The 19,390-nt window shown below is 61.6% G+C and carries 16 protein-coding genes and 1 pseudogene; 11 read left to right on the plus strand and 6 right to left on the minus strand.

The window, feature by feature from the left end; genetic code table 11:
- Positions 1-16: 16 nt before the first annotated feature.
- Complete coding sequence (locus JM946_RS24005) at positions 17-436, minus strand: DUF4383 domain-containing protein (RefSeq protein ID WP_203169921.1); 420 nt, start codon at positions 434-436, stop codon at positions 17-19.
- Between the two features lie 165 nt (positions 437-601).
- Positions 602-3,478 carry a glycoside hydrolase family 9 protein gene (locus JM946_RS24010; protein ID WP_203169922.1) on the minus strand — a complete coding sequence of 959 codons (2,877 nt, stop codon included), beginning with the start codon at positions 3,476-3,478 and terminating at the stop codon, positions 602-604.
- Between the two features lie 239 nt (positions 3,479-3,717).
- Between JM946_RS24010 and map the strand changes: the two genes are divergently transcribed.
- Complete coding sequence (map, locus tag JM946_RS24015) at positions 3,718-4,458, plus strand: type I methionyl aminopeptidase (RefSeq protein ID WP_203169923.1); 741 nt, start codon at positions 3,718-3,720, stop codon at positions 4,456-4,458.
- On the opposite strand, the gene JM946_RS24020 is transcribed toward map, so the two are convergent.
- A complete protein-coding gene (locus JM946_RS24020; RefSeq protein WP_203169924.1) occupies positions 4,451-5,302 on the minus strand; it encodes a hypothetical protein in 852 nt (283 codons plus the stop codon). The two genes, map and JM946_RS24020, sit on opposite strands and share 8 nt — an antisense overlap.
- Before the next feature lie 9 nt (positions 5,303-5,311).
- Positions 5,312-5,704 carry a GntR family transcriptional regulator gene (locus JM946_RS24025; RefSeq protein WP_203169925.1) on the minus strand — a complete coding sequence of 131 codons (393 nt, stop codon included), beginning with the start codon at positions 5,702-5,704 and terminating at the stop codon, positions 5,312-5,314.
- Between the two features lie 213 nt (positions 5,705-5,917).
- Between JM946_RS24025 and JM946_RS24030 the strand changes: the two genes are divergently transcribed.
- The 3 genes from JM946_RS24030 to JM946_RS24040 all read left to right on the plus strand — a co-directional run bounded on the left by JM946_RS24030 (position 5,918) and on the right by JM946_RS24040 (position 8,527).
- Positions 5,918-6,979 carry an aldo/keto reductase gene (locus tag JM946_RS24030; protein ID WP_203169926.1) on the plus strand — a complete coding sequence of 354 codons (1,062 nt, stop codon included), beginning with the start codon at positions 5,918-5,920 and terminating at the stop codon, positions 6,977-6,979.
- Positions 6,980-7,011: 32 nt separating this feature from the next.
- Positions 7,012-7,362: an Atu4866 domain-containing protein gene (locus tag JM946_RS24035; RefSeq protein WP_407700597.1), complete on the plus strand. Its 351-nt coding sequence runs from the start codon at positions 7,012-7,014 to the stop codon at positions 7,360-7,362.
- Between the two features lie 109 nt (positions 7,363-7,471).
- Positions 7,472-8,527 carry an endonuclease/exonuclease/phosphatase family protein gene (locus JM946_RS24040; protein ID WP_203169928.1) on the plus strand — a complete coding sequence of 352 codons (1,056 nt, stop codon included), beginning with the start codon at positions 7,472-7,474 and terminating at the stop codon, positions 8,525-8,527.
- A gap of 17 nt (positions 8,528-8,544) precedes the next feature.
- On the opposite strand, the gene JM946_RS24045 is transcribed toward JM946_RS24040, so the two are convergent.
- The gene (locus tag JM946_RS24045) at positions 8,545-9,654 is read right to left on the minus strand and encodes a sugar-transfer associated ATP-grasp domain-containing protein (RefSeq protein ID WP_203169929.1); all 1,110 of its coding nucleotides are present in this window, start codon (positions 9,652-9,654) and stop codon (positions 8,545-8,547) included.
- 209 nt (positions 9,655-9,863) lie between these two features.
- On the opposite strand from JM946_RS24045, the gene JM946_RS24050 reads away from it, so the two are divergent.
- The 3 genes and pseudogenes from JM946_RS24050 to JM946_RS31795 all read left to right on the plus strand — a co-directional run.
- A complete protein-coding gene (locus JM946_RS24050; protein WP_203169930.1) occupies positions 9,864-10,475 on the plus strand; it encodes a GNAT family N-acetyltransferase in 612 nt (203 codons plus the stop codon).
- Between the two features lie 35 nt (positions 10,476-10,510).
- On the plus strand, positions 10,511-11,101 hold the full coding sequence (locus JM946_RS24055; protein WP_203169931.1) for an NUDIX domain-containing protein: 591 nt from the start codon (positions 10,511-10,513) through the stop codon (positions 11,099-11,101).
- Positions 11,098-11,442: pseudogene (locus JM946_RS31795) on the plus strand (GNAT family N-acetyltransferase); the annotation flags it as partial. The gene JM946_RS24055 and the pseudogene JM946_RS31795, both read left to right, overlap by 4 nt.
- Here the strand turns inward: JM946_RS31795 and JM946_RS24065 are convergent.
- The gene (locus JM946_RS24065) at positions 11,401-12,288 is read right to left on the minus strand and encodes a DUF2243 domain-containing protein (protein ID WP_203169932.1); all 888 of its coding nucleotides are present in this window, start codon (positions 12,286-12,288) and stop codon (positions 11,401-11,403) included. The pseudogene JM946_RS31795 and the gene JM946_RS24065 sit on opposite strands and share 42 nt — an antisense overlap.
- A gap of 239 nt (positions 12,289-12,527) precedes the next feature.
- On the opposite strand from JM946_RS24065, the gene JM946_RS24070 reads away from it, so the two are divergent.
- From JM946_RS24070 to JM946_RS24085, 4 genes are all read left to right on the plus strand, one after another.
- Positions 12,528-13,853, plus strand: a complete 1,326-nt coding sequence (locus tag JM946_RS24070) for an MFS transporter (RefSeq protein WP_203169933.1) — start codon at positions 12,528-12,530, stop codon at positions 13,851-13,853.
- A 79-nt stretch (positions 13,854-13,932) separates the two neighbouring features.
- On the plus strand, positions 13,933-16,257 hold the full coding sequence (locus tag JM946_RS24075) for a penicillin acylase family protein (protein ID WP_203169934.1): 2,325 nt from the start codon (positions 13,933-13,935) through the stop codon (positions 16,255-16,257).
- A gap of 301 nt (positions 16,258-16,558) precedes the next feature.
- On the plus strand, positions 16,559-18,121 hold the full coding sequence (locus tag JM946_RS24080) for a M28 family metallopeptidase (RefSeq protein ID WP_218043094.1): 1,563 nt from the start codon (positions 16,559-16,561) through the stop codon (positions 18,119-18,121).
- Between the two features lie 49 nt (positions 18,122-18,170).
- Positions 18,171-19,244, plus strand: coding sequence for an SMP-30/gluconolactonase/LRE family protein (locus JM946_RS24085; protein ID WP_203169936.1), 1,074 nt, complete (start codon positions 18,171-18,173; stop codon positions 19,242-19,244).
- Positions 19,245-19,390 lie beyond the last annotated feature (146 nt).

The raw sequence follows: 19,390 nt of genomic DNA on the forward strand, positions 1-19,390 counted from the left end.
GCCAGGTGACGCCCTGTCACGTCCGTGCAGCCGCTGGCGATGTCTCCCGATAGGCGAAGCCAAAGTAGGCGGCGACGGCGGCGAGCAGCGCGTGCAGCCAGATGTCGTGACCATAGATGGGGACGAGCCCGAACGTGGTGTTGGTCGCCGGAATCAGCCCCATGATCATCAGCAGGGCATAGGCGATTGCGACGACTCGCGCGTAAGTTCGGGCGGCCGAGAAACTGCCGGCGGCGAACAGTCCCCACACCCCGAACAGGATGTGCACGATGTTGTGCAGGGCATTCACTGGAAACAATCCCAGCTCCATGCCGGAGGCCGCCTCTAGGACGAGGCCGGGGTGATCGTGGGGTTGGGTGATCCCCGGGATGAACCCGCCGATGCCCACGACCAGGAACACGATCCCGAAGATGCGAGCGAATGTTTGGATATTCACGGCAGCTCCCCAGCTTGTTACTCACGGCGCGCGAATTTCGGTCGCGCGCCGTATAGAAGTGCTTGCTTGCAGGGATGTTCCTTCCGGCTTGCTCGATCCTCCGCATTGAGAAGAATCAATACAGTACGTGCGTGGCCGCCGACAATCTGGCTCGGCTTGCGAGCGTCAGAAGGTTCCGGAAACCGTGAAGTTCTGTCCTCCGCTGGTGTACGTCACGGTGTAAGTGTCTCCGCTGGTCGGATGCACCGTGCCGGTCCCGCTCATCTGGGCAGCAAACGTTCGGTTGCTGGAGGGGCCCAGCGTTTGCCCGGCCGCCAACGTGAACTGATAGGTGATGGTGGTGGCCGTGCTGTTGCTGCTTTGAGCAATGACCGAGCCGACCGTGTTGTATTGGCCCGAGTAGCTGATACCCGTGGTGCGCTGAACGACGATGGTCACCGCCAGGGCGCTCAGTGTGGCCGTGTTTGCGATGCGTAGCTGCTGTTCGACGAAGTGCCCGCTGCTGCTCGTGACGGCAGGCGTCACGGTGACAGAGCCGTCGCCGCCGGGTGTCGTTACATTCAGCGATACGGTAGTAGTGCGAGTCGCTGTACCTGATGTGCCGGTGATGGTGACTGCGGCCGCGCCCGATGCCGCCGTGCTCGATGCGGTCAACGTGAGTGTCGACGTGGTGCCTGTTGCCGATGCCGGACTGAAGCTGGCTGTGACGCCGCTCGGCAAGCCACTCGCCGTCAAGGCCACCGCGCCAGTGAAACCACCTGACCGCGTGATGGCGATGGACACTGCGCCGCTCGATCCTCGCGCAACGGAGAGGGAGCCTGGAGACGCAGAGATGGAGAAATCCTGAGTGACAGCCGTGGTGGTCGCGCTGACTGCTGCACTCGCTGCGGACTGTTTGCCCGAGGCGTCCTGAGCTACGACCGTATATGAGTACGTCGTGCTTGGGCTACGCCCAGTGTCCGTGAATGCGGTTGACGTGGCAGTGCCTGCCAAGGTCGAGCCACGGAATATTTGATAACCGGTGACGCCGACATCGTCTGATGAGGCATCCCACGCGAGCGAAACGCTCGAGCTCGTCGTGCCGCTAACGCGCAGATTCGCGGGCGTGCTCGGCGGCTCGACATCAACGACTCCGCCGCCGGGTTCGCTGCCAAACACGCGCACGCCGTTGTCATAAACTGGAATGCGCTGGACGAGCACCGGTGTGGAGCCTGGCGTGGTCGAGACACCCGAGAACGACCAGTCGTTGCTGGTGTCCCACGCGCCGGAGCTCGCGATCCGGAACTGCACTTCTTTGCGATAGTGCTGCTGTCCGCCGGGGTAGATCTTGGTTCCGTTACAGCTCACAGTGACGTAGTAGATGTTGCCCGAGTGCTGCGTCGGCCCCGTGGGCGGCAGACATTGGTTGTAGTTCGCAGCCAGTGAGATCTGGCTCGGGGTGACGCCAGGTTCGAGCGTGAAGTAGTAGCGGAATGAAAGCTTGTCCGTGACACGAGCCGGCCAGCCGGACTGATTGTTGAGGAGCAGCTTGATCTCGGTGAAGTTCGACCCCGAGGCATTGAGGGCCGCTTCAGCGAAAATCTCGTTGCCGACCACCGGCTCCGGCGTCGGGAAATTCGCCAGCGGCGTGCCGCCGAACTCGCCGACCAGGCGGGCGAGGGCGCTGGTGAAGCCAGCGTTGTAGTCGGTGGCCACCTCGTTCATGGTGTAGTCGGACCGATCGTCGGTGTATTGATCGTTGGGCGCGGTTGGGCCGCCGACCAATGCGCCATAGAGAATGTGGCGGCTGATGGCCGGATTCCCGATCTGATCCGTCCACGAGCCGTGCGCGGTGCGATGATGCGGGTTACGGGGTGGATTCGTGCCGAACCCCACCACGAAGCTGCGGTTCAATGGATTCTGGCCGAGCGCGTAGTTGATCTGGCGCACGGCGAAATCGTGATAACGAGCTTTCAAGTTCGCATCGCTGAGCGCGTCGGAATAGACGAGCGCCACGAACGCGGTGTTCGCCGCGTAACGTAGCGATCCCCATTGGTCGAGCACCGCTTGCCCGCCCGGGCTGTAGTTCACGCGAGTGCCATCGGCCCCATGCGTAGTGCCGCCTACAGTCCACCAATTGAGCCAGCGCTGCGAGTCCTCGTGATAACGCGTGGCGCCCGTGAGCTTTGCAAGTAACACGTAGCTACCGTAGGACTTGTCGTCCCAGGCGTGGGTCCACTTGTACGATTTGACGCTGGTTTGCTGCTGATTCGAGAGATTTGCGTAGTAGCTTTCCGCCTTGCTGAGGAACGCCGCCTCGTTGGTCGCTCGATACAGCCAGATGGCGCCCCAGACGAGCTCGTCGTTGAAGCCGCTCCAGGAGTTGTAGAACGACGCGGCGTCGGTGATGCAATCGGAGTATTTGCCTCGGTAGTTATCCGCAAACGAATAAAGCTGGCGCGCGTGGGTCAGCAGCGTGTTGGCATAGGTAGGATCGGTGGGGCGAAATGCGATGGATGCGGCGGCGAGCGCAGCAGCCGTTTCACCCGCCAGATCCGAACCCGGGCACGACGTGGTGATTCGAAACGAGGGCCGCGCCATCTGCATGACTTCAGCTGGGCCCCACCACGCGTGATCCGGACCGCCCGCGCCGACCTGACCGTATAGCTCGTTCGGCGCAGTATGTGCTTTGATGAAATAGTCCGTGGCCCAGCGCAGTTGATCCAGCGCTTCGTCGAGCTGGCCGATCTGCACGTAGCTGGCGCGATACTCGACGATTCCCCAAGCGAGCATGGTGGCGGTTGCGGCCATGGGCAGGCCGAACTTCACATGATCGCCTGCGTCGTACCAACCGCCGGTGAGATCGCGGCCAACGTCGGAGCCGTCTTGCATCCCCGAGTCGCCGCGCCAGTTCACGCGATTGGAAGTGGGCAAGTCACCTGAACGCTGTGCTTCGTAAAAGAACAGCGACTTCTGCAAGGCCTCGGCGTAGTTGAATGTTTGCGCCAGAACCGGCGACGCGAACCAGAGGCATGCAAGGATCAAAGGCCATCGTGCATCCATGTCTCCACGCTCCATATATAAGCGATGGCTGCGCGCGCACGCGTCGCCCCGCCCGTGGCAAGACTCGATCCCCCTTAGACACGAGCACCCAACTTACTCCAAAGGACAACGCTGTCAATACCTGATTTCGAGTGCCGGACGATGGCTGCCAGTTCAGGCTGAGCGTGTCATCACCCTCCATCAGCGGGTTCTGGAGTAAAGTGAGGAGTGTCGTAAAGCTTTGGCTGCAAGGTTGAGCAATGTCGATCAATGACGAGCAGGACATCGAGGGGTTGAAGCGCGTGGGCGCTGTCGTAGCGGCCGCGCGTGACGCCATGGGCGCTCGTGTCGCACCGGGCGTGACCACCGCCGAGCTCGATGCCATCGGCAAGGAGATCCTGGATCGCCACGGCGCGCGGTCAGCTCCCCGGCTTGCTTATGGTTTCCCTGGCGTGACCTGCATCAGCGTGAATGATCAGCTCGCTCATGGCATTCCGTCGCCGGACCGTGTGCTCGCGGAAGGAGACCTGGTCAATATCGATGTATCCGCGGAGCTCGATGGCTACTGGGCGGACACGGGTGCCAGCTTCCCGGTTGGCACGGTCTCGGAGCAGGCGAGCGCTCTACTGCATGCGACGCGTCTCGCGCTCGAGGACGGCATGTCTCAAGCGCGGGCCGGCTCACCTATCAGAAACATCGGCCGCGCCGTCGAGCGGCGGGCCAGGCAGTGCGGGTTTCAAGTCATTCGCAATCTCTGCGGACATGGCGTTGGCCGGAGCATCCACGAATCGCCCAGTGTGCCGAACACGTTCGATCGCCTGGATCGAACCGTGTTGCGCGCCGGGCTGGTTATCACCATCGAGCCGTTTCTGACGACGGGCGCCACGATGGCGGTGGAGGATTCCGATGGCTGGACGCTGCGCTCGCCGGACGGCAGCGTGGGCGCACAGTTCGAGCACACACTCATCGTCACCGGCGGACGGCCGATCGTCGTTACGTGACGGCGTCCGCCTCTGATTGGCGCGGCGGCGCAGTCATGCCCATCAGGCTGAGCAGCGCCATGATCACGAAATAAACGCTGAGAACGAACGGCTCCCATCGCTGCCAATCCAGCAAGATGAGCGTGAAGTTCAGCGATACGAACACGACGCAGGCGATGCAGGTGTAGACCGCGGATTTCACGACCAGCCCGATGGTGCGCAGCCGGCCCGCATGGGTCTCGAGCGGATTGGCCTTCTTTCCGTACAACATCGCGTACACAACCAATGAGTTCAGCGCGTAGATCACGGTCATCGCGCCGAGGTTGACGAGTCCGGCGAATCCCGGAAACGGATGATTCCGGAGATAAAGCACGTACGCGGCAAACAGCACATAGCTCACGAAGGCCGCGACGACGGCGACGGGCGAGATGAAATCGAACAGCCCACGACGTTGCAGCACGGCCTTGCGTTTGCTCTCGACGACCGGTTGCTTGTGCGCCTTGTGAAAGCGGAGTCCGAGCCAGATCACGAGGCCTAGCGGCACCCCCATTTGCAACAGGAAATACCCGCTCACCAGCGCTTCCACCGGGCCGTCGTTCCATTCCGGGCGTCGCATGTAGCCGAACAGCCAGACCAGCAGCAACAAACCGAGCACCGCGATGCCGATGCTCAACGCGCGGTATCGAGACAGGATGCGCTGTTGAGCAAGATGCAAATCGACACCGGGATACAACTGTTCGAGGCGCTCGGCAGGGAGGTTCGTCGTCAGCCCCCGCCAATACCTGATGAAGAACGTTGGATAGAGCAGCGACGTTGCGAAGATCTGTACCACGAACGCCGCGAAGAACGCATAGACCTCGATCATGACGGCACCTCACTTTGCCGGCGGCCGCCGGCTGATCGCGCCGGCGAACGCATTGCGAATCTCCGAATCAGTCACACCCGCTTCGCGCAACTCGGCGATGGTTTCGCCGAGCTTGCGTAGCGTCCATTCCTGCAGGTTGAACTTGCAGTTCGCTTTGGCCTTAGGATGCACGTAAGTGCCGCGATAGCCCTTCGCTTCGATGATGGAATCCCGCTCCAGGAGCTTGTAGGCCTTGGCCACGGTTTTGCTGTTGAGCTCCAGGTCGTTGGCCAGCTGACGAATCGAAGGCAGCGCATCGCCCGGCTTCAACACGCCGGCCGTGACCGCGGCCTTGATCTGCTCGATGAGCTGCTCGAACTGGGGCACGGGATTGTCGATGTCGATGGTGATTTCCATCGCCATGGTGTGCTCCTATCTTCCGCGAATCAGGTGTACCACTTGTGCCCATGGTACAACTGGCTTAAGAACGCTGCAACCCCGTTCTGCTGCAGGCGTGGAGATTGGTTAGCCGGCCTAATCGGTGCGTCCAGCGCGGGGCGGGTTCTCGTGGCTGCCGGCTGGCCTTAACTTGTCCTCCAGGTAACCAAACAAACCTGCACATCGAGGACTGAAAAAATGACTGCACTCGACCATTACCGCTTGCTGGGCCGTTCCGGTCTGCGAGTGTCGCCGTTGGCACTCGGCACCATGACGTTTGGAAAGGATTGGGGTTGGGGCGCCGATGCCAGCGAGGCGCGCCGCATCTTTGATCTATACGTCGATCGTGGCGGCAATTTCGTGGACACCGCCGTGAATTACACGGATGGCGCATCAGAGCGCCTGCTTGGCGAATTCATGCGCGAGAAGCGCGAGCGCCTGGTGATCGCCACCAAGTTCACCATGGCGCGCGAACCGGGCAATCCCAACTCGGGCGGCAATCACCGTCTGAACCTGCAGCGTTCCGTCGAACAGAGTCTGCGGCAGCTCGGCACCGATCGGATCGATCTGCTTTATTTGCATGCATGGGACTTCACTACGCAGCCCGATGAAGCGATGCGTGCACTCGACGATCTGGTGCGGGCGGGCAAGATTGTGTACGCCGGCATTTGCAATACGCCTGCGTGGCGCATCGCGCAGCTGCAGACAATTGCGGATCTGCGGGGCTGGTCTCCATTGGTGGCTTTGCAGATCGAATACAGCCTCATCGAGCGATCGGTGGAGCACGAGCTCATCCCGATGGCGGCGGCGCTTGGATTGGGCGTGCTGCCCTGGTCGCCATTGGGCGGCGGCGTGCTCACAGGGAAGTACACGCGTGCCGACGTAATTGATTCACGCGAGGCCGCCGTGTCGGCGACGCGCAAAGGTGTCATGGCATCTAGCGGACAGCTCAGTGAGCATGCGTTGAAGATCGCGGATGAAGTCGGCGCAGTGGCGAAGGAGATCGGCGCGACAGCTTCGCAAGTCGCGCTGGCATGGGCGCTGTCGAACCCGGCGGTAACTGCGCCCGTCATGGGTGCGCGCACAATTGCGCAGGCGGAAGACAATCTCGGCGCGCTCAATGTCTCGCTCTCGAACGAGCAGCGCGCACGCCTTGACGAAGTGAGTGCGGTCGAGCCGATATTCCCGGCACGCTTCGTCGACCGGCCGTTGGTTCAGCAACTGATCTTCGGCGGCGCCAACGTCGCGCGCCGAACCTGATGGAGAATCCGATGAACCGCAAGACTTACCCGATGTTCCTCGGTATCGCTACGACGCTGTTGCCGGCGGTGGCGCCGGTACTCGCCGATAAACAGCCGACTCCATGCGCTGTGAGCGCCACTTCCGCACCAAAGGAGCAAACGATGGCAACGCATTCGTATGTCGGGATGTGGGTCACCGACGACGGGCACATCCGCCACGAGCTGTTACCCAACGGCCGCTACGACGAAGCGCGCGGCCAGCGGCAAAGCGCCTATCAGGGCCGGTATGAGATTACCGGAACGCACATCGAGTACTGGGACGATACCGGCTTCACCGCCGACGGCGACTTCGTCGATGAGAACACTCTGCACCACGCGGGGATGATATTCCGACGTCGCTGAGTCGGCACGGAAGGTGCGCCGCGCAGCGTAGCGGCGCTCCTGGTGGTGGAGGAACCATTGACGTGGACAGGGGTTGAGGAGGAAAGCACCAACAACGGGAGAGAATTCCTTGGAGACCGCGCTTGCCATCACCGGCTGGATCATGATCGCCGCCACGGTGCTGCCGTTGTCGCGATCGGCTGCCTGGTGGGTGCGCATCTTCGACTTCCCACGGCTGCAGATCACGCTGTGCTTCATCGTCGTTTTTGCGATGTATCTGCTGGTGCGGGAGGACCCGGGCGCGGTCGACAACGTTTTCCTCGGCCTGCTGGGACTGTGCCTGGCCTACCAGCTCTGGCGAATGTACCCGTACACGCCGCTGGCGCGTGTGCAGGTGGAGTGGAGTTCGAGGCATCGGCCCGAGGCGTTGTTGGGCATCTTCATCTCCAACGTGTTCATGGACAACCGTCGCGCCGAATTGCTCCGGAAGCGCATCGTCGAGAACGATCCGGACATCATCCTGGTCGTGGAAACCGACCAGTGGTGGGAGCAGGCGCTGCAGGACCTGGAAGCCAGCCATCCGCATGTCGTCAAGTGCGTGCTGAACAATACATACGGAATGATGTTGTTCAGCCGATTCGAGTTGCTCGGCGCCGAGGTTCGGTTCCTGATCGAGGACGACGTGCCGTCGATCGCCACCCAGGTGAAGCTGCCCTCAGGGGATGCGATTCAGCTCAGGTGCGTGCATCCGCGACCGCCTGCGCCGCAGGAGAACGAGCGCAGCACCGAGCGCGACGCCGAGTTGCTCGTCGTCGCCAAAGAGTTGCGCGGGCGCGACGAGCCCGCCATCGTCGTCGGCGATCTCAATGATGTTGCCTGGTCTCGGACCAACCATCTTTTTCAAAAGATCAGCGGCCTGCTGGATCCCCGGATCGGTCGAGGCTTCTTCAGCACGTTCAACGCGAACTGGCCGCTGCTGCGCTTTCCGCTCGACCACGTCTTCTGCTCGAAGCACTTTCGCGTCCGCGACTTCAAAGTGCTTAGTAAATGCGGCTCGGATCACTTCCCGGTGTTCGCCCGGTTGAGTCTGGAACCCGACGCGACTGCTGCGACCGAGGAGCCCACGCCATCGCCTGACGACGAAGCAGAAGCGCGCGAGAAGATCGAGGATGCGCGCGAAGACTGACTGACGCGGACGCCGAGCTAGCGATACAGCGCCAGGAATCTGGTGCGGAAGTCTTTCTCCAACACCATCGGGATGCCGCCCTCCCAATCGTCGTTGCCTTCGATGATGGTGGGGCCGTCCGGCGTGATCGCCACGTCCCAGCCGATCGAATGGATGTCTCGCAAGTAGCCATGCAATCGGGACACCAGCTCGATGGCCTCGAAGAAATACGGGATCTTGAAGCCTTGAAACTCGATGCCGCTATCCGGGTGGCGCCAGGCACGGCCGCCGTAGCCCGGTTTGTAAAAGCCTTCGCCGCGCAATTCACCACGTTGCGGATCGATGCTGATGATCAAGCCGCCCGCCGCCCAGTTGTCGACGCTTTTGCCGTGAGTGCCGACTCGGAGCGCGGCGGCAAACAGTTCGACGCTCGTGGCCGTCGCGAATGTGATGAGTCGAACGGTATTGACCGAGCTCGGATGGAGCGCGCGCATCGTGTCGTGTTGAATGATTCTTTGCTGTAGCAGGTAGCGATCGGTGAGGCGCTCGGCGAGCTCCGGCACCGTGATCTTGTCGTGACCGACATGGAGCGAGCCGCCCTCGATGCGCAATGGGAAGGCGCCGTCGCCCTGTATGCCGCCGAGCTTCTTGCAAAAGCCGTCGAGCGTGACATCCGGCCGCTCGACGATGGCGGCGAGCGGCACTGACTGATTCGTGTCCAGCCATGTCACCTGGCTCGCATCCAGCAGCGCCAGACTGCGCGGCGTCGCCAATCCCAGGCTGCCGACGAACTGCGAGAAAACAAACTTGTCCCGGAGCAAGCAAACATAGTTGAACGGCGCCCGCCCGGTGCGGAAGTTGCGGCGGTTGCGAATGCGACGGAAGCGTCGGTAGGGCAGCAGTTCGCGAGTGCGATCGACAGACTTACGGTCCAGGCCGTAAACATAGTAGTAGCCATTGATCTCGCCACTGCGCAGCAGCCACCACAGCAACTCAGCCAGCACCCGCGGTTTGCTCTTGGTCGGCTCGTCCGGATAGTAGGACCGGGACAGTTGGCGATCCGTCACCAGCCCCCAGATTTTTCTGACGAGCTTGGCGGGCCCGTGCTGGGCGCTGCGCATACGACGAGTCATGATCGAGGCATTCATCGCCGGCTCCCCCACAGTCCGAGCATGGTCCTTATGGCTCTAGCCGGCGCGACATTGCTGGTCGCGCCCGTACATACAATATAGCGGCGCGCCACAGAATGCTCCTTCGGATTTGACCCGACAGACGGCTGCTCGATCCGATGCTGCGGCGCGCATAACGGCGCGGGCGGAAAAGGCAAATCGTCCTTTAGCCCCTTGCGCGAGCCGTGATGGCCCGGCGACATTGCGCGGCCGAGTATTCGCCAGTGATCGCTCCAGGCATGCCTGAGTTTTTCGAACACGAGTCTCCTCGCCTGCGCTTGATGGCCTGGCAGGAGCGACACATCGCCCCGTTCATCGCCATGAACTGCGATCCGGAGGTGATGCGGTATTTCCCATCGCTCATCGATGAGCAGCAGTCGCGCGCCAGCATCGATTTTTGGATGAGCCAGTTCAGCGAGCGCGGCTGGAGCAACTGGGCGGTGGAATTGAAGCAGACCGGCGAGTTCATTGGCTTCGTGGGTCTGTGGACGCCAAGGCTGACCATGCCGTTTTCACCTTGTGTCGAAATCGGCTGGCGGCTGGCTCGTCGCTTCTGGGGACAAGGCTACGCAACCGAGGGAGCCGAGGCGTCGCTGCGGGCCGGATTCGAACAATTGGGGTTGACTGAAGTCGTCTCCTACACCGCATTGTCGAACAAACCATCGCGCGCGGTCATGGAGCGCATCGGCATGCGCAACACCGGCGAGGACTTCGACCATCCTGCCGTACCGCTGGACAGTCCGTTGCGCAGACACTGCCTGTACCAGATCACCCGGGAAGCCTGGGTCCAGGGGCGCTGAGTCGCCGTATTCCTTTTTTATCGAGTGTCAGTTTCATGAGTGTTGCTAATCGCGTTCGGGTAGAAGATGTCGTCACGTTGTCTGATGATTGGTATGTCCTGAAGAAGACGCGGTTCTCGTTTCTGCGTTCCGACGGCACCTGGCAAACGCAATCTCGAGAGACCTACGACCGAGGGGACGGGGCGACCATCCTGCTCTACGATGTGACCCGCCGCACCGTGGTGCTGGTGAGGCAGTTTCGCTACCCGGCGTTCGTGAACGGACACGACGATTTGCTGATCGAGGCGCCCGCGGGCCTGCTCGACGAGCGCGATCCTGCAAAAGCGATCCGGGATGAGGTTCAGGAGGAGACGGGCTTTCACGTGGGCGACGTTCAGCGGATATTCGACGCCTTCATGAGTCCGGGCTCGGTCACCGAACGCTTGCATTTTTTCGTGGCGCCCTATCGATCGGACGACCGTCGCTCGGATGGCGGTGGGGCGGTGGAAGAAGGCGAGGATATCGAAGTGCTGGAGCCGACCATCGAAACGGCGCTGGCCTGGATCGCCGAAGGCCGGGTTCGCGACGGCAAGACCATCATGCTGCTACAGTACGCCGCGCTCAATATTTTCGGTAACCGGAAGTGATTGCTGTTCGCCGGAATCGGCCCGCGGACCTGCCGCGGTTGTATGAAATCTGGCGGAGCGCGGTCGAGGCGACGCATGGATTCGTGACGGCCGAGGACCTGGCGATCATCGACGCGATGGTGCGTGAGCAGTATCTGCCCGACGCCGTATTGCACGTGGCGGTGGATGGCGCCGATCGGCCGCTGGGGTTCATGGGCCTTTGCGACGGCGTGATCGACGCCTTGTTCGTAGACCCGGCGTGTCATGGCCGAGGGGTCGGTCGCTCGCTGGTGGAGCTGGCGAGAGCCTCGGGTCAGACGCTATCCGTTGCTGTCAACGAACAGAACATGGGCGCAAGGAGCTTCTACGAACGGCTGGGTTTCATCGTGGTGGCCCGCTCCGAACGCGACAGCTCGGGATGCCTTGTCCGCTGCTTCACCTTCGCGACTCGAAGGGCGCCGACTGAGCAGCAGACCCAGCGTGAACGGCACCAGACCGAAGATCGCAAACCAGAGCAGATCCCAGCCGAGCGGATGGTCTGCGTCCATCCTGATCCGGTGCAGGCCCAGCAACCAATGAAATACAAAGCCCTCGCCCACATTCCAGGCGCCGAATCCGATCAAGGAATGACTCAGCAGAGTTCTGAACGCTCGCAGATCCGGACTGCGCCGGCCGCGCCACAGTGACCACAGGCCGGCGAGGCCGATGGCACCAACCAGCAGCAGAAAAATGCGGTCGGCCAGCACTTGAATCTCCATGTCTTGCAGTGCTTGCCACTGCAGGCCGAGCAGCAGGTGTTGCCACTGCAGGATGTGACGAAGCAGGATCGCTTCGAGCAGGCCTGCCAACGAAAAGCCCAGCAGGTAACCGGCCCAGGCGCCCTTTCTGGAAAGCTGGCGGCGCTGTTCGTCCCATTTTCGCTCGCCCCACAGCATCATCTTCGCCACGGGACGGCGCAGGAAAGGAACGTCCTGGGCAATCAGCAGCAGCCCGATCGGAAGGAATTCGATGCCGAGCACCGGCAGGAACCACAGGAAGCTCGCCAGGATGAACAGAATGCCCAGCGGGATGCGAACCTTGCGGGACTTCGGATCGCGCAGCCAGTGAATGAGGCGACTCAAACGGTCGGGTGTCTGCTGCTCCAGACCGTCGAAGGCTTGCTCCAGCAGCTCTTCACCGCTGCCATCGGAATGAGGGCGGGTAGTCATCGCAGCGCTGCCGGCTCGTGGCCGGCGACAGATCGAGCGCGCATTGTAGGGTTTACCCGTTGGGCAAGGTCAACGATGGCATCCACCATGTGAGCACCATGATGCCGGAGGCTACGCTGAGTCAAACCGCAGCTGGAATCTTTCATGCTCGGGCTCGCAGCCGGTGTTCGCCGGTCACCAACAGCATCCATTCGCGCAACTTCCGCCGGATGAAGGGGGTGGTCTAGGGTTCGGGCTCAATGATCGCCGTCGCAACGTCACTGGCACCGGAGGAATTGTCTTCATGGCAGCGCCTGAAGAACATGCTCGGTGGCTCGGGCGGCAATCTGGTTGAATGGTTCGATTGGTTCTCGTACGCCGCCTTCTCGGTGTACTTCGCCTCGGTGTTCTTTCCCGAAGGGGACCAGACCACCCAATTCCTGAAATCGGCGGTGGTGTTCGGCGTGGGCTTTATTGCTCGGCCGCTCGGGGCCTGGCTGATGGGCAGGTACTGCGATCGGGCAGGGCGCAAGGCCGGGCTGTTGCTGTCGATCGTCATGATGTGCTTCGGGTCGCTGATGATCGCATTGACCCCGGGCTATGCCGAGATCGGCATCTTCGCGCCGATCCTCCTGACCACTGCGCGGATCATTCAAGGACTCAGCCTGGGTGGCGAGTACGGCGCGTCCGCCACCTATATCAGCGAGATGGCGGGCGAATCACATCGCGGATTGTGGTCCGGCGTTCTTTATATAACGCTCATTGGCGGGCAGCTGCTCGCATTGGGATTGCTGTCGCTGCTCCAGCTTCTGCTGAGCCCGGAAGCACTGCAGGCATGGGGCTGGCGAATCCCGTTCGTCGCAGGCGCGCTGTTGGCCATCGTGGTGTTGTGGATGCGGCGTGATATGGATGAAACCGCATCGTACCGAGCGGCCAGGATGGGGCAGGCCGAGCGCGGCTCGGCAATGACTCTGATCAGCACCTATCCCAGGGAAACTGCCTTCATCTTTCTGGTATCGGCGGCAGGAAGTTGCGCCTTTTACGTGTACACCACATACATGCAGAAGTTTCTGATCAACAGCGCGGCTGGCCCGATGGGTGAGGGGTTCAGCAAAGATCAGGCCTCGCAGATCATGTTGTTTGTATTGGTAGCCTTCATGATCATGCAGCCGATCTCCGGCTGGCTGTCCGATGCGATCGGCCGACGTGCGATGCTGGTCGGCGCGTTCGGGCTCGGTGCGGCGGCGGCTTATCCCATCCACAAGTTGCTGTTGACGGCATCCACGCCGCTGGAAGCCGTGGCTCTGTGCACGATTCCGCTGATTATTCTCAGCGGGTACACCGCGGTGAGCGCGATCTTCAAGGCCGAGCTTTTCCCGGCGCATGTGCGCAGCCTGGGCGTGGGTTTGCCATACGCCGTGGCCTCGGCCTTCTTCAGCGGCAATGCCGAGAGCGGCGCGCTCTGGTTCAAGCACAGAGGCAACGAAAGCGGCTTCTATCTCGTGCTGTCCGCGTTGCTGGCCACAGCATTCGTGGCATCGGCGCTCATGAAAGATCCAAAACGGCACAGCCGGATTCTCAATTGAGTAGGGGCGAAGAACCATGTTGCGGACCTCGGTACTGCTCATCTTTACCGGAAGCGCGTTACTGCAAGCGATCCCAGCTATGTCAAGCTCGACAGCGGTGCGCCAGGAGAATCGCTCCGTTGCTGGGCTACAGTCGCCCGTTGAGGTGCTCATAGATTTCTGGGGCGTGCCGCACATCTATGCGAGCTCGCGACGAGACATGTTCTTCACGCAAGGATACATAGCCGCTCGCGACCGGCTGTGGCAAATCGATTTCCTGCGCAAACATCGCCTGGGAAAGTTGGCCAAGGATTTCGGCCCTGCCATGGTCGAGCGCGATCGGGCAGCGCGTCTGTTCGCCTATCACGGAGACTTGGAGCGCGAATGGGCGAGTTATGGGCCCGAGGCCCGGAGCGATGCCAAGGCATTTGTCGCGGGCATCAACGCCTACGTTGCAGAAGTACGCGCTGGCAAACAGCCGTTACCCGAAGAGTTCAAGCTGGTCGGTACGCAGCCAGACACGTGGGAGCCTGTCGACATCGTGAGAGTTCGCTCTCACGCCCTCACGCGCAATGTCGGCTCCGAATTGAAGCGTGCACAGGTTGCGTGCGCGGCCGGGCTGGCCGCAGACAAGCTGCGCGCGCCGCTGTCGGCGTCGTCGTCGACCAAGGTTCCCGCTGGACTCGATCCCTGTTCGATTCCCGCCGATGCGCTGCGCGACTACAGGACTGCGCTGAACGAGGTGACGCTGAGCCCTGATGGCAAGGTCGCGGCCTTGGACAGCGATTTCAACTTCTTTGCGGAGACCGGCGACTTCAACCGCAATGGTTCGAACAATTGGGCCATCGCTCCATCGAAGACAGCGACCGGGCGCCCGATCCTCGCGAACGATCCACACCGGCAATATACCGTCCCCGCCCTGCGGTACATCTCGCACATCAATGCGCCGGGCTACTCCGCGATAGGAGCGAACGAACCTTTCATTCCGGGCATCGCTTCCGGTCACAACGGAAAGATCGCCTTCGGTTACACCATCTTCGCCATCGATCAGGAAGACCTCTACGTTTACCAGACCCATCCCGCCCATCCCAACCAATACCGTTACAAGGATCGATGGGAGGACATGCGAATCGTTACTGAGACAGTTGAAGTGAAGGGGGAGGCGCCGCGACAGGTGCAGTTGAAGTTCACTCGCCATGGACCGGTGACGTACACGGATCCAAACAACCATCGCGCCTATGCGGTGCGCAGTGTGTGGTCGGAGCCGGGCACCTCCGCCTATCTGGCGTCCAGGATCTATAACACCGGCGCCAACTGGAAGGATTTCGGCGAGGCACTGTCACGCTGGGCAACCCCGACGTTGAACTTCGTCTACGCGGACACCGACGGCAACATCGGCTGGCAGGTCGCAGGGCTTGCTCCAGTGCGTCCGAATTGGGATGGACTGATGCCGGTTCCAGGCGATGGGCGTTACGAATGGAGTGGCTTCCAGCCGCTGGATAAACTGCCCAGCCAGCTCAACCCGGCCAACGGCTTCGTAGCGACGGCGAACGAGATGAACATGCCCGCGGATTATCCGAATGCGCAACGCAAGCTGGGTTTTGAGTTTGCCGATGGCTCGCGTGCCAACCGCATCCAGTCGGTATTGGCGGCCAAGGCCAAGCTCACTCTGCAGGATTCCATGGCTCTGCAGATGGATGATCACAACTACCTGGCCGAACGGCTGACCGGACTGCTGGCAGGCGTATCCCCGACTGACTCGAGCCTCAAGGCTGCTGTGACTTTGCTTCGAGAATGGGACAAGAACGATTCGCGCGATAGTGCCGGCGCCGCGCTCTACCAAGTCTGGACGTCGCGCCATCTGGGACGCACCGTGGTCGAGGCCGTTGCACCCAAGGCCAGCGCCATCATCGGTTCGGGTAACTTAGGAGGGATCGTCGACTATTTGGAAACATCGAGAGACAAGGCACAACGCGAGCGCCTGCTACTGTCCTCGCTAAGCGATGCACTGAAGGATGTCGAACGTTTGCTGGGGCCTGACATGCGTCAGTGGGCGTGGGGCAAGATCCATCGCGCCGCCTTTCAACATCCGTTCGCAGCCATGGGCCATGCCGCGTCCCGCGAGCAATTCAGCATCGGCTCGCTGGCCTTGGGCGGTTCGGGGCAGAGCCCGCACGCGGCGTCGTATGATTCGCGCACGTTCAACGTCACGTCCGGCGCTTCCTGGCGAATGGTGTTGGACGTGGGCGAATGGGACAATAGCCGCGCAATCAATACGCCCGGGCAATCCGGCGATCCCCATAGTCCTCACTATCGCGACCTGTTCCCACTGTGGGCGGAAGGGCAGTACATCCCACTGCTGTTCTCGCGAGCGGCGGTCGAGTCGGCGACCAATCTGCGGATGAGCCTGTCGCCGGAGTCGTGATTCGGGCCTGATTGTAGCCGCTAGAAGGTAGGCGATAATGTCAAGTAAGCGCAGGCACCCAGCACTGCCTACGTTTGTTCGTCGCGGACCGACAACTTACTCCACTTGCAAGCGCTTGCGCGCCGATTGCGCATTTACATGCAGTTGGCCGTTAGTGCGCGAGCGTGGCTTGCGCGTATGCAAAACTAGGGAGCTCTAATCCACACGAAAAGGAATCGATGACGTGCGTCACCGCGCCGGGCTTCATGCAGTTCTCGCAATCACATTCGGGTTAGGCGCGCAGACAGTACTGGCCGAAGCCATGGCGGTCTCCGGCGCGGCGATCAAAGCGCACACGGCCTTTCTTGCTGATGATCTGCTGGAAGGTAGAGAAGCGGGAACGCGAGGCTATGACATCGCGGCGGCGTATGTGGCCACGCAGTTTGCGCTACACGGGCTGAAGCCTGCGGGCGCGAACTCGGATTTCTATCAGAAGGTGCCGCTGCGTCGCCGTTCGCTGCAGCCCGACGGCGTGCGCTTCGAGATGCGAACGAAGAGTGGTTCGCAGCTTTATCAGAACGGGAAAGACATCGCGGTAGATGCCAGCGCCTATACGCTCGACGAAGTGGTCGAAGCGGACGTGGTTTTCGCGGGCTGGGGCATCAGAGCTCCGGGGCTACGGCACGACGATTTCGCGGGACTGAACGTGAAGGGCAAAGCCGTCGTGATTCTGGAGGGCGCGCCCGCCAACTTTCCCGGTGCGCTGCGCGCGCACTATAGCTGGATTCAGCAAAAGGAACGCATGGCGGCCGAAGCCGGCGCAGTCGCTCTGTTGACGCTCAAAACGCCGGAGCGTGAGCGGTTCTCGCCGTGGGAGCGAGCACGACAGGCTCGACCTTTGCCTGCGTTCGGATGGACCGATCCGGCGCAGCGTGAGAACACGTCGCTGATCAAGGCGACCATCACTCTGGGGCCAGAGGTGGCGCGCTCGTTGTTTGCTCAAGGAGGTCGCAACCTCGATGAGATCTATGAGCAGTCGATTTCGTCCTCTCCGCGCGGCTTCGATCTACCGGCATCGATACGATTAGCTCGAAGATCGGTCCACGAAGACACATCGAGCTCGAATGTCATTGGCGTGCTGCCCGGTACGGATGCCAGACTCAAAGACGAATATATAGTGGTCGTCTCGCATCTGGACACTTGGGTCGGACCCAAAACGGGGCCGGATACTATCTACAACGGCGCCGTGGACAACGCAGGCGGCATCGCGGCGATGTTGGAGGTCGCGCGAGTGTTGAAGGCCGGCGGCGGAGCGAAACGTTCGGTGCTGTTCCTCGCCACCGCGGCGGAGGAGAAAGGGCTGCTCGGCTCCGACTATTTCGTCGCCCGTCCTCTAGTTCCACTCGACAGAATCGTCGGCGTCGTCAGTGTGGATGGTCTCATGGCGTTCCACGACTTCGCAGGTATCGTCGCGTTAGGCGCCGAGCATTCCACGCTGGGTGAGGTATCTCTCGCGGCCGCTCGATCCATCGGCGCGATCCACGAGCCTGATCCAATTCCCGGTCGCGGCAATCTGGCGCTGAGCGATCAGTATCCGTTTCTACGTGTCGGTATTCCGGTGCTGTTCCCGAATCCGGCCCGGGGAAGTAGCAGGGGCGGCGGCGAAGATGTAGCGGCGTGGGACGAGTACGAGTCTCATCACTACCACCAGCCCTCTGACGATATGACGCTGCCATTACGCTGGGACGTGGCGCAGCGATGGGGGCAATATATATACGCGGTCGTCGCAGGCGCGGCGAATGGGTCGCGTCGGCCTTTGTGGTACGAGGGGGACGAACTTGCGGCCGTGTTCGCTCCGACGGCCGATCGCGCCAGGCGCCCATAGTTTTGGGTGCGCAAAGTAGGCGAGCGGGCTCATCTCGGAGGAGCGAAACATGAAGGCCTTGTCGAGCACTGCGTCCGCGTTGGTATGGATGATTTCGCTCACCGGCGCGGCGTTGCCCAGCAACGCCGCCGACGTCTCCGACTGTCCATCGGACGAGCGCGCTGCATATATTTGCAATGTACGGAACGCGGAAGATCTGGTGGCCGTCCGTGACACCGCGTGGGTGATTGCCGGCCGAGTGACTGATCCACCGACCCAGGGCGGCTTCTATCTCATCGACGCTCGCAGCGGCGCCGCCAGTCCCATGGCACCTGATTTCAGGGGAGCGACGGCGCCGATCTACTCCGAATGCCCCGGCGCGCCCGGCAAAGATGAGTTCGCGGCCCACGGCATTGCCATTCGCTACGGGACGGGATCGAAGCATGAACTGTATGCCGTGAATCACAACGGTCGGGAATCGGTCGAGATCTTCGATCTGGATGTGAGCGGGGAGCGGCCTGAGCTGATCTGGAAAGGCTGCGTCGTCGTGCCGCGCGCCGTCATGCCGAATTCCGTGGCGCCTGTGTCCGGCGGCGGATTCATGGTCACCAGCTTTGGAATCCGAACTGACCCTGAGACCTATCAAAAGGCGCTGGCCGGCGGCATCAGTGGATTCGTCGCGAAGTGGGCGCCCGGGCAAGGCTGGTCGGAAGTTCCCGGTACGCAGTTCTCCGCCAACAATGGCGTCGCCCTCTCGGAGGATGGCAAGCGATTGTTTGTAACGGGCTGGGGCGACCGCAAGCTCCACGTGGTCTCGCTCGGCGAGATGCCATACACTCACCAGGCTGTGGAGCTGGGCGCAGTCCATCCCGATAACATTCGCGCCACCGACGACGGCAGGCTGCTGATCGCGGGCCAGGCGGCAATGCCGGCAGACATCTTTGCCTGCACGAAGCTCCCGACTTGCGAAGTGGGTTTCAAAGTCATCGCAGTCGACCCCCGTTCTCTGTCGGTCGAGCCGTTGCTCGATGAGCCCGGCAGCCGCTCGTTCGGCGGCGCCTCCGCCGCAATCTTGGTCGGCAATGAGATTTGGGTGGGCACGTTCAACGGCTCACGGATCGCTCGTTACCCGCTGCGGAAGTGACGGTGGCGTGACACGATCAGCGTGGTGCAACTGTCGATGAATCAGAATGAGGACTTGATCGCTTCAATCTCGCAACATCATGGGTAACCTCCGAGCGGTAGTCGACCTTATCAAGACAAGTCGAATCGTCGAGCAGCGCTTGGAGG

The organism is Steroidobacter gossypii (genome assembly GCF_016801985.1).
GTDB lineage: Bacteria > Pseudomonadota > Gammaproteobacteria > Steroidobacterales > Steroidobacteraceae > Steroidobacter > Steroidobacter gossypii.

What these genes read in the sequence shown, in the direction of transcription:
- JM946_RS24010 (WP_203169922.1), bottom strand. Translation starts at nt 3,478, where the DNA reads ATGGATGCACGATGGCCTTTGATCCTTGCATGCCTCTGGTTCGCGTCG.
- map (WP_203169923.1), top strand. Translation starts at nt 3,718, where the DNA reads ATGTCGATCAATGACGAGCAGGACATCGAGGGGTTGAAGCGCGTGGGC.
- JM946_RS24020 (WP_203169924.1), bottom strand. Translation starts at nt 5,302, where the DNA reads ATGATCGAGGTCTATGCGTTCTTCGCGGCGTTCGTGGTACAGATCTTC.
- JM946_RS24025 (WP_203169925.1), bottom strand. Translation starts at nt 5,704, where the DNA reads ATGGCGATGGAAATCACCATCGACATCGACAATCCCGTGCCCCAGTTC.
- JM946_RS24030 (WP_203169926.1), top strand. Translation starts at nt 5,918, where the DNA reads ATGACTGCACTCGACCATTACCGCTTGCTGGGCCGTTCCGGTCTGCGA.
- JM946_RS24035 (WP_407700597.1), top strand. Translation starts at nt 7,012, where the DNA reads ATGTTCCTCGGTATCGCTACGACGCTGTTGCCGGCGGTGGCGCCGGTA.
- JM946_RS24045 (WP_203169929.1), bottom strand. Translation starts at nt 9,654, where the DNA reads ATGAATGCCTCGATCATGACTCGTCGTATGCGCAGCGCCCAGCACGGG.
- JM946_RS24050 (WP_203169930.1), top strand. Translation starts at nt 9,864, where the DNA reads ATGGCCCGGCGACATTGCGCGGCCGAGTATTCGCCAGTGATCGCTCCA.
- JM946_RS24055 (WP_203169931.1), top strand. Translation starts at nt 10,511, where the DNA reads ATGAGTGTTGCTAATCGCGTTCGGGTAGAAGATGTCGTCACGTTGTCT.
- JM946_RS24065 (WP_203169932.1), bottom strand. Translation starts at nt 12,288, where the DNA reads ATGACTACCCGCCCTCATTCCGATGGCAGCGGTGAAGAGCTGCTGGAG.
- JM946_RS24070 (WP_203169933.1), top strand. Translation starts at nt 12,528, where the DNA reads ATGATCGCCGTCGCAACGTCACTGGCACCGGAGGAATTGTCTTCATGG.
- JM946_RS24075 (WP_203169934.1), top strand. Translation starts at nt 13,933, where the DNA reads ATGTCAAGCTCGACAGCGGTGCGCCAGGAGAATCGCTCCGTTGCTGGG.
- JM946_RS24080 (WP_218043094.1), top strand. Translation starts at nt 16,559, where the DNA reads ATGGCGGTCTCCGGCGCGGCGATCAAAGCGCACACGGCCTTTCTTGCT.
- JM946_RS24085 (WP_203169936.1), top strand. Translation starts at nt 18,171, where the DNA reads ATGAAGGCCTTGTCGAGCACTGCGTCCGCGTTGGTATGGATGATTTCG.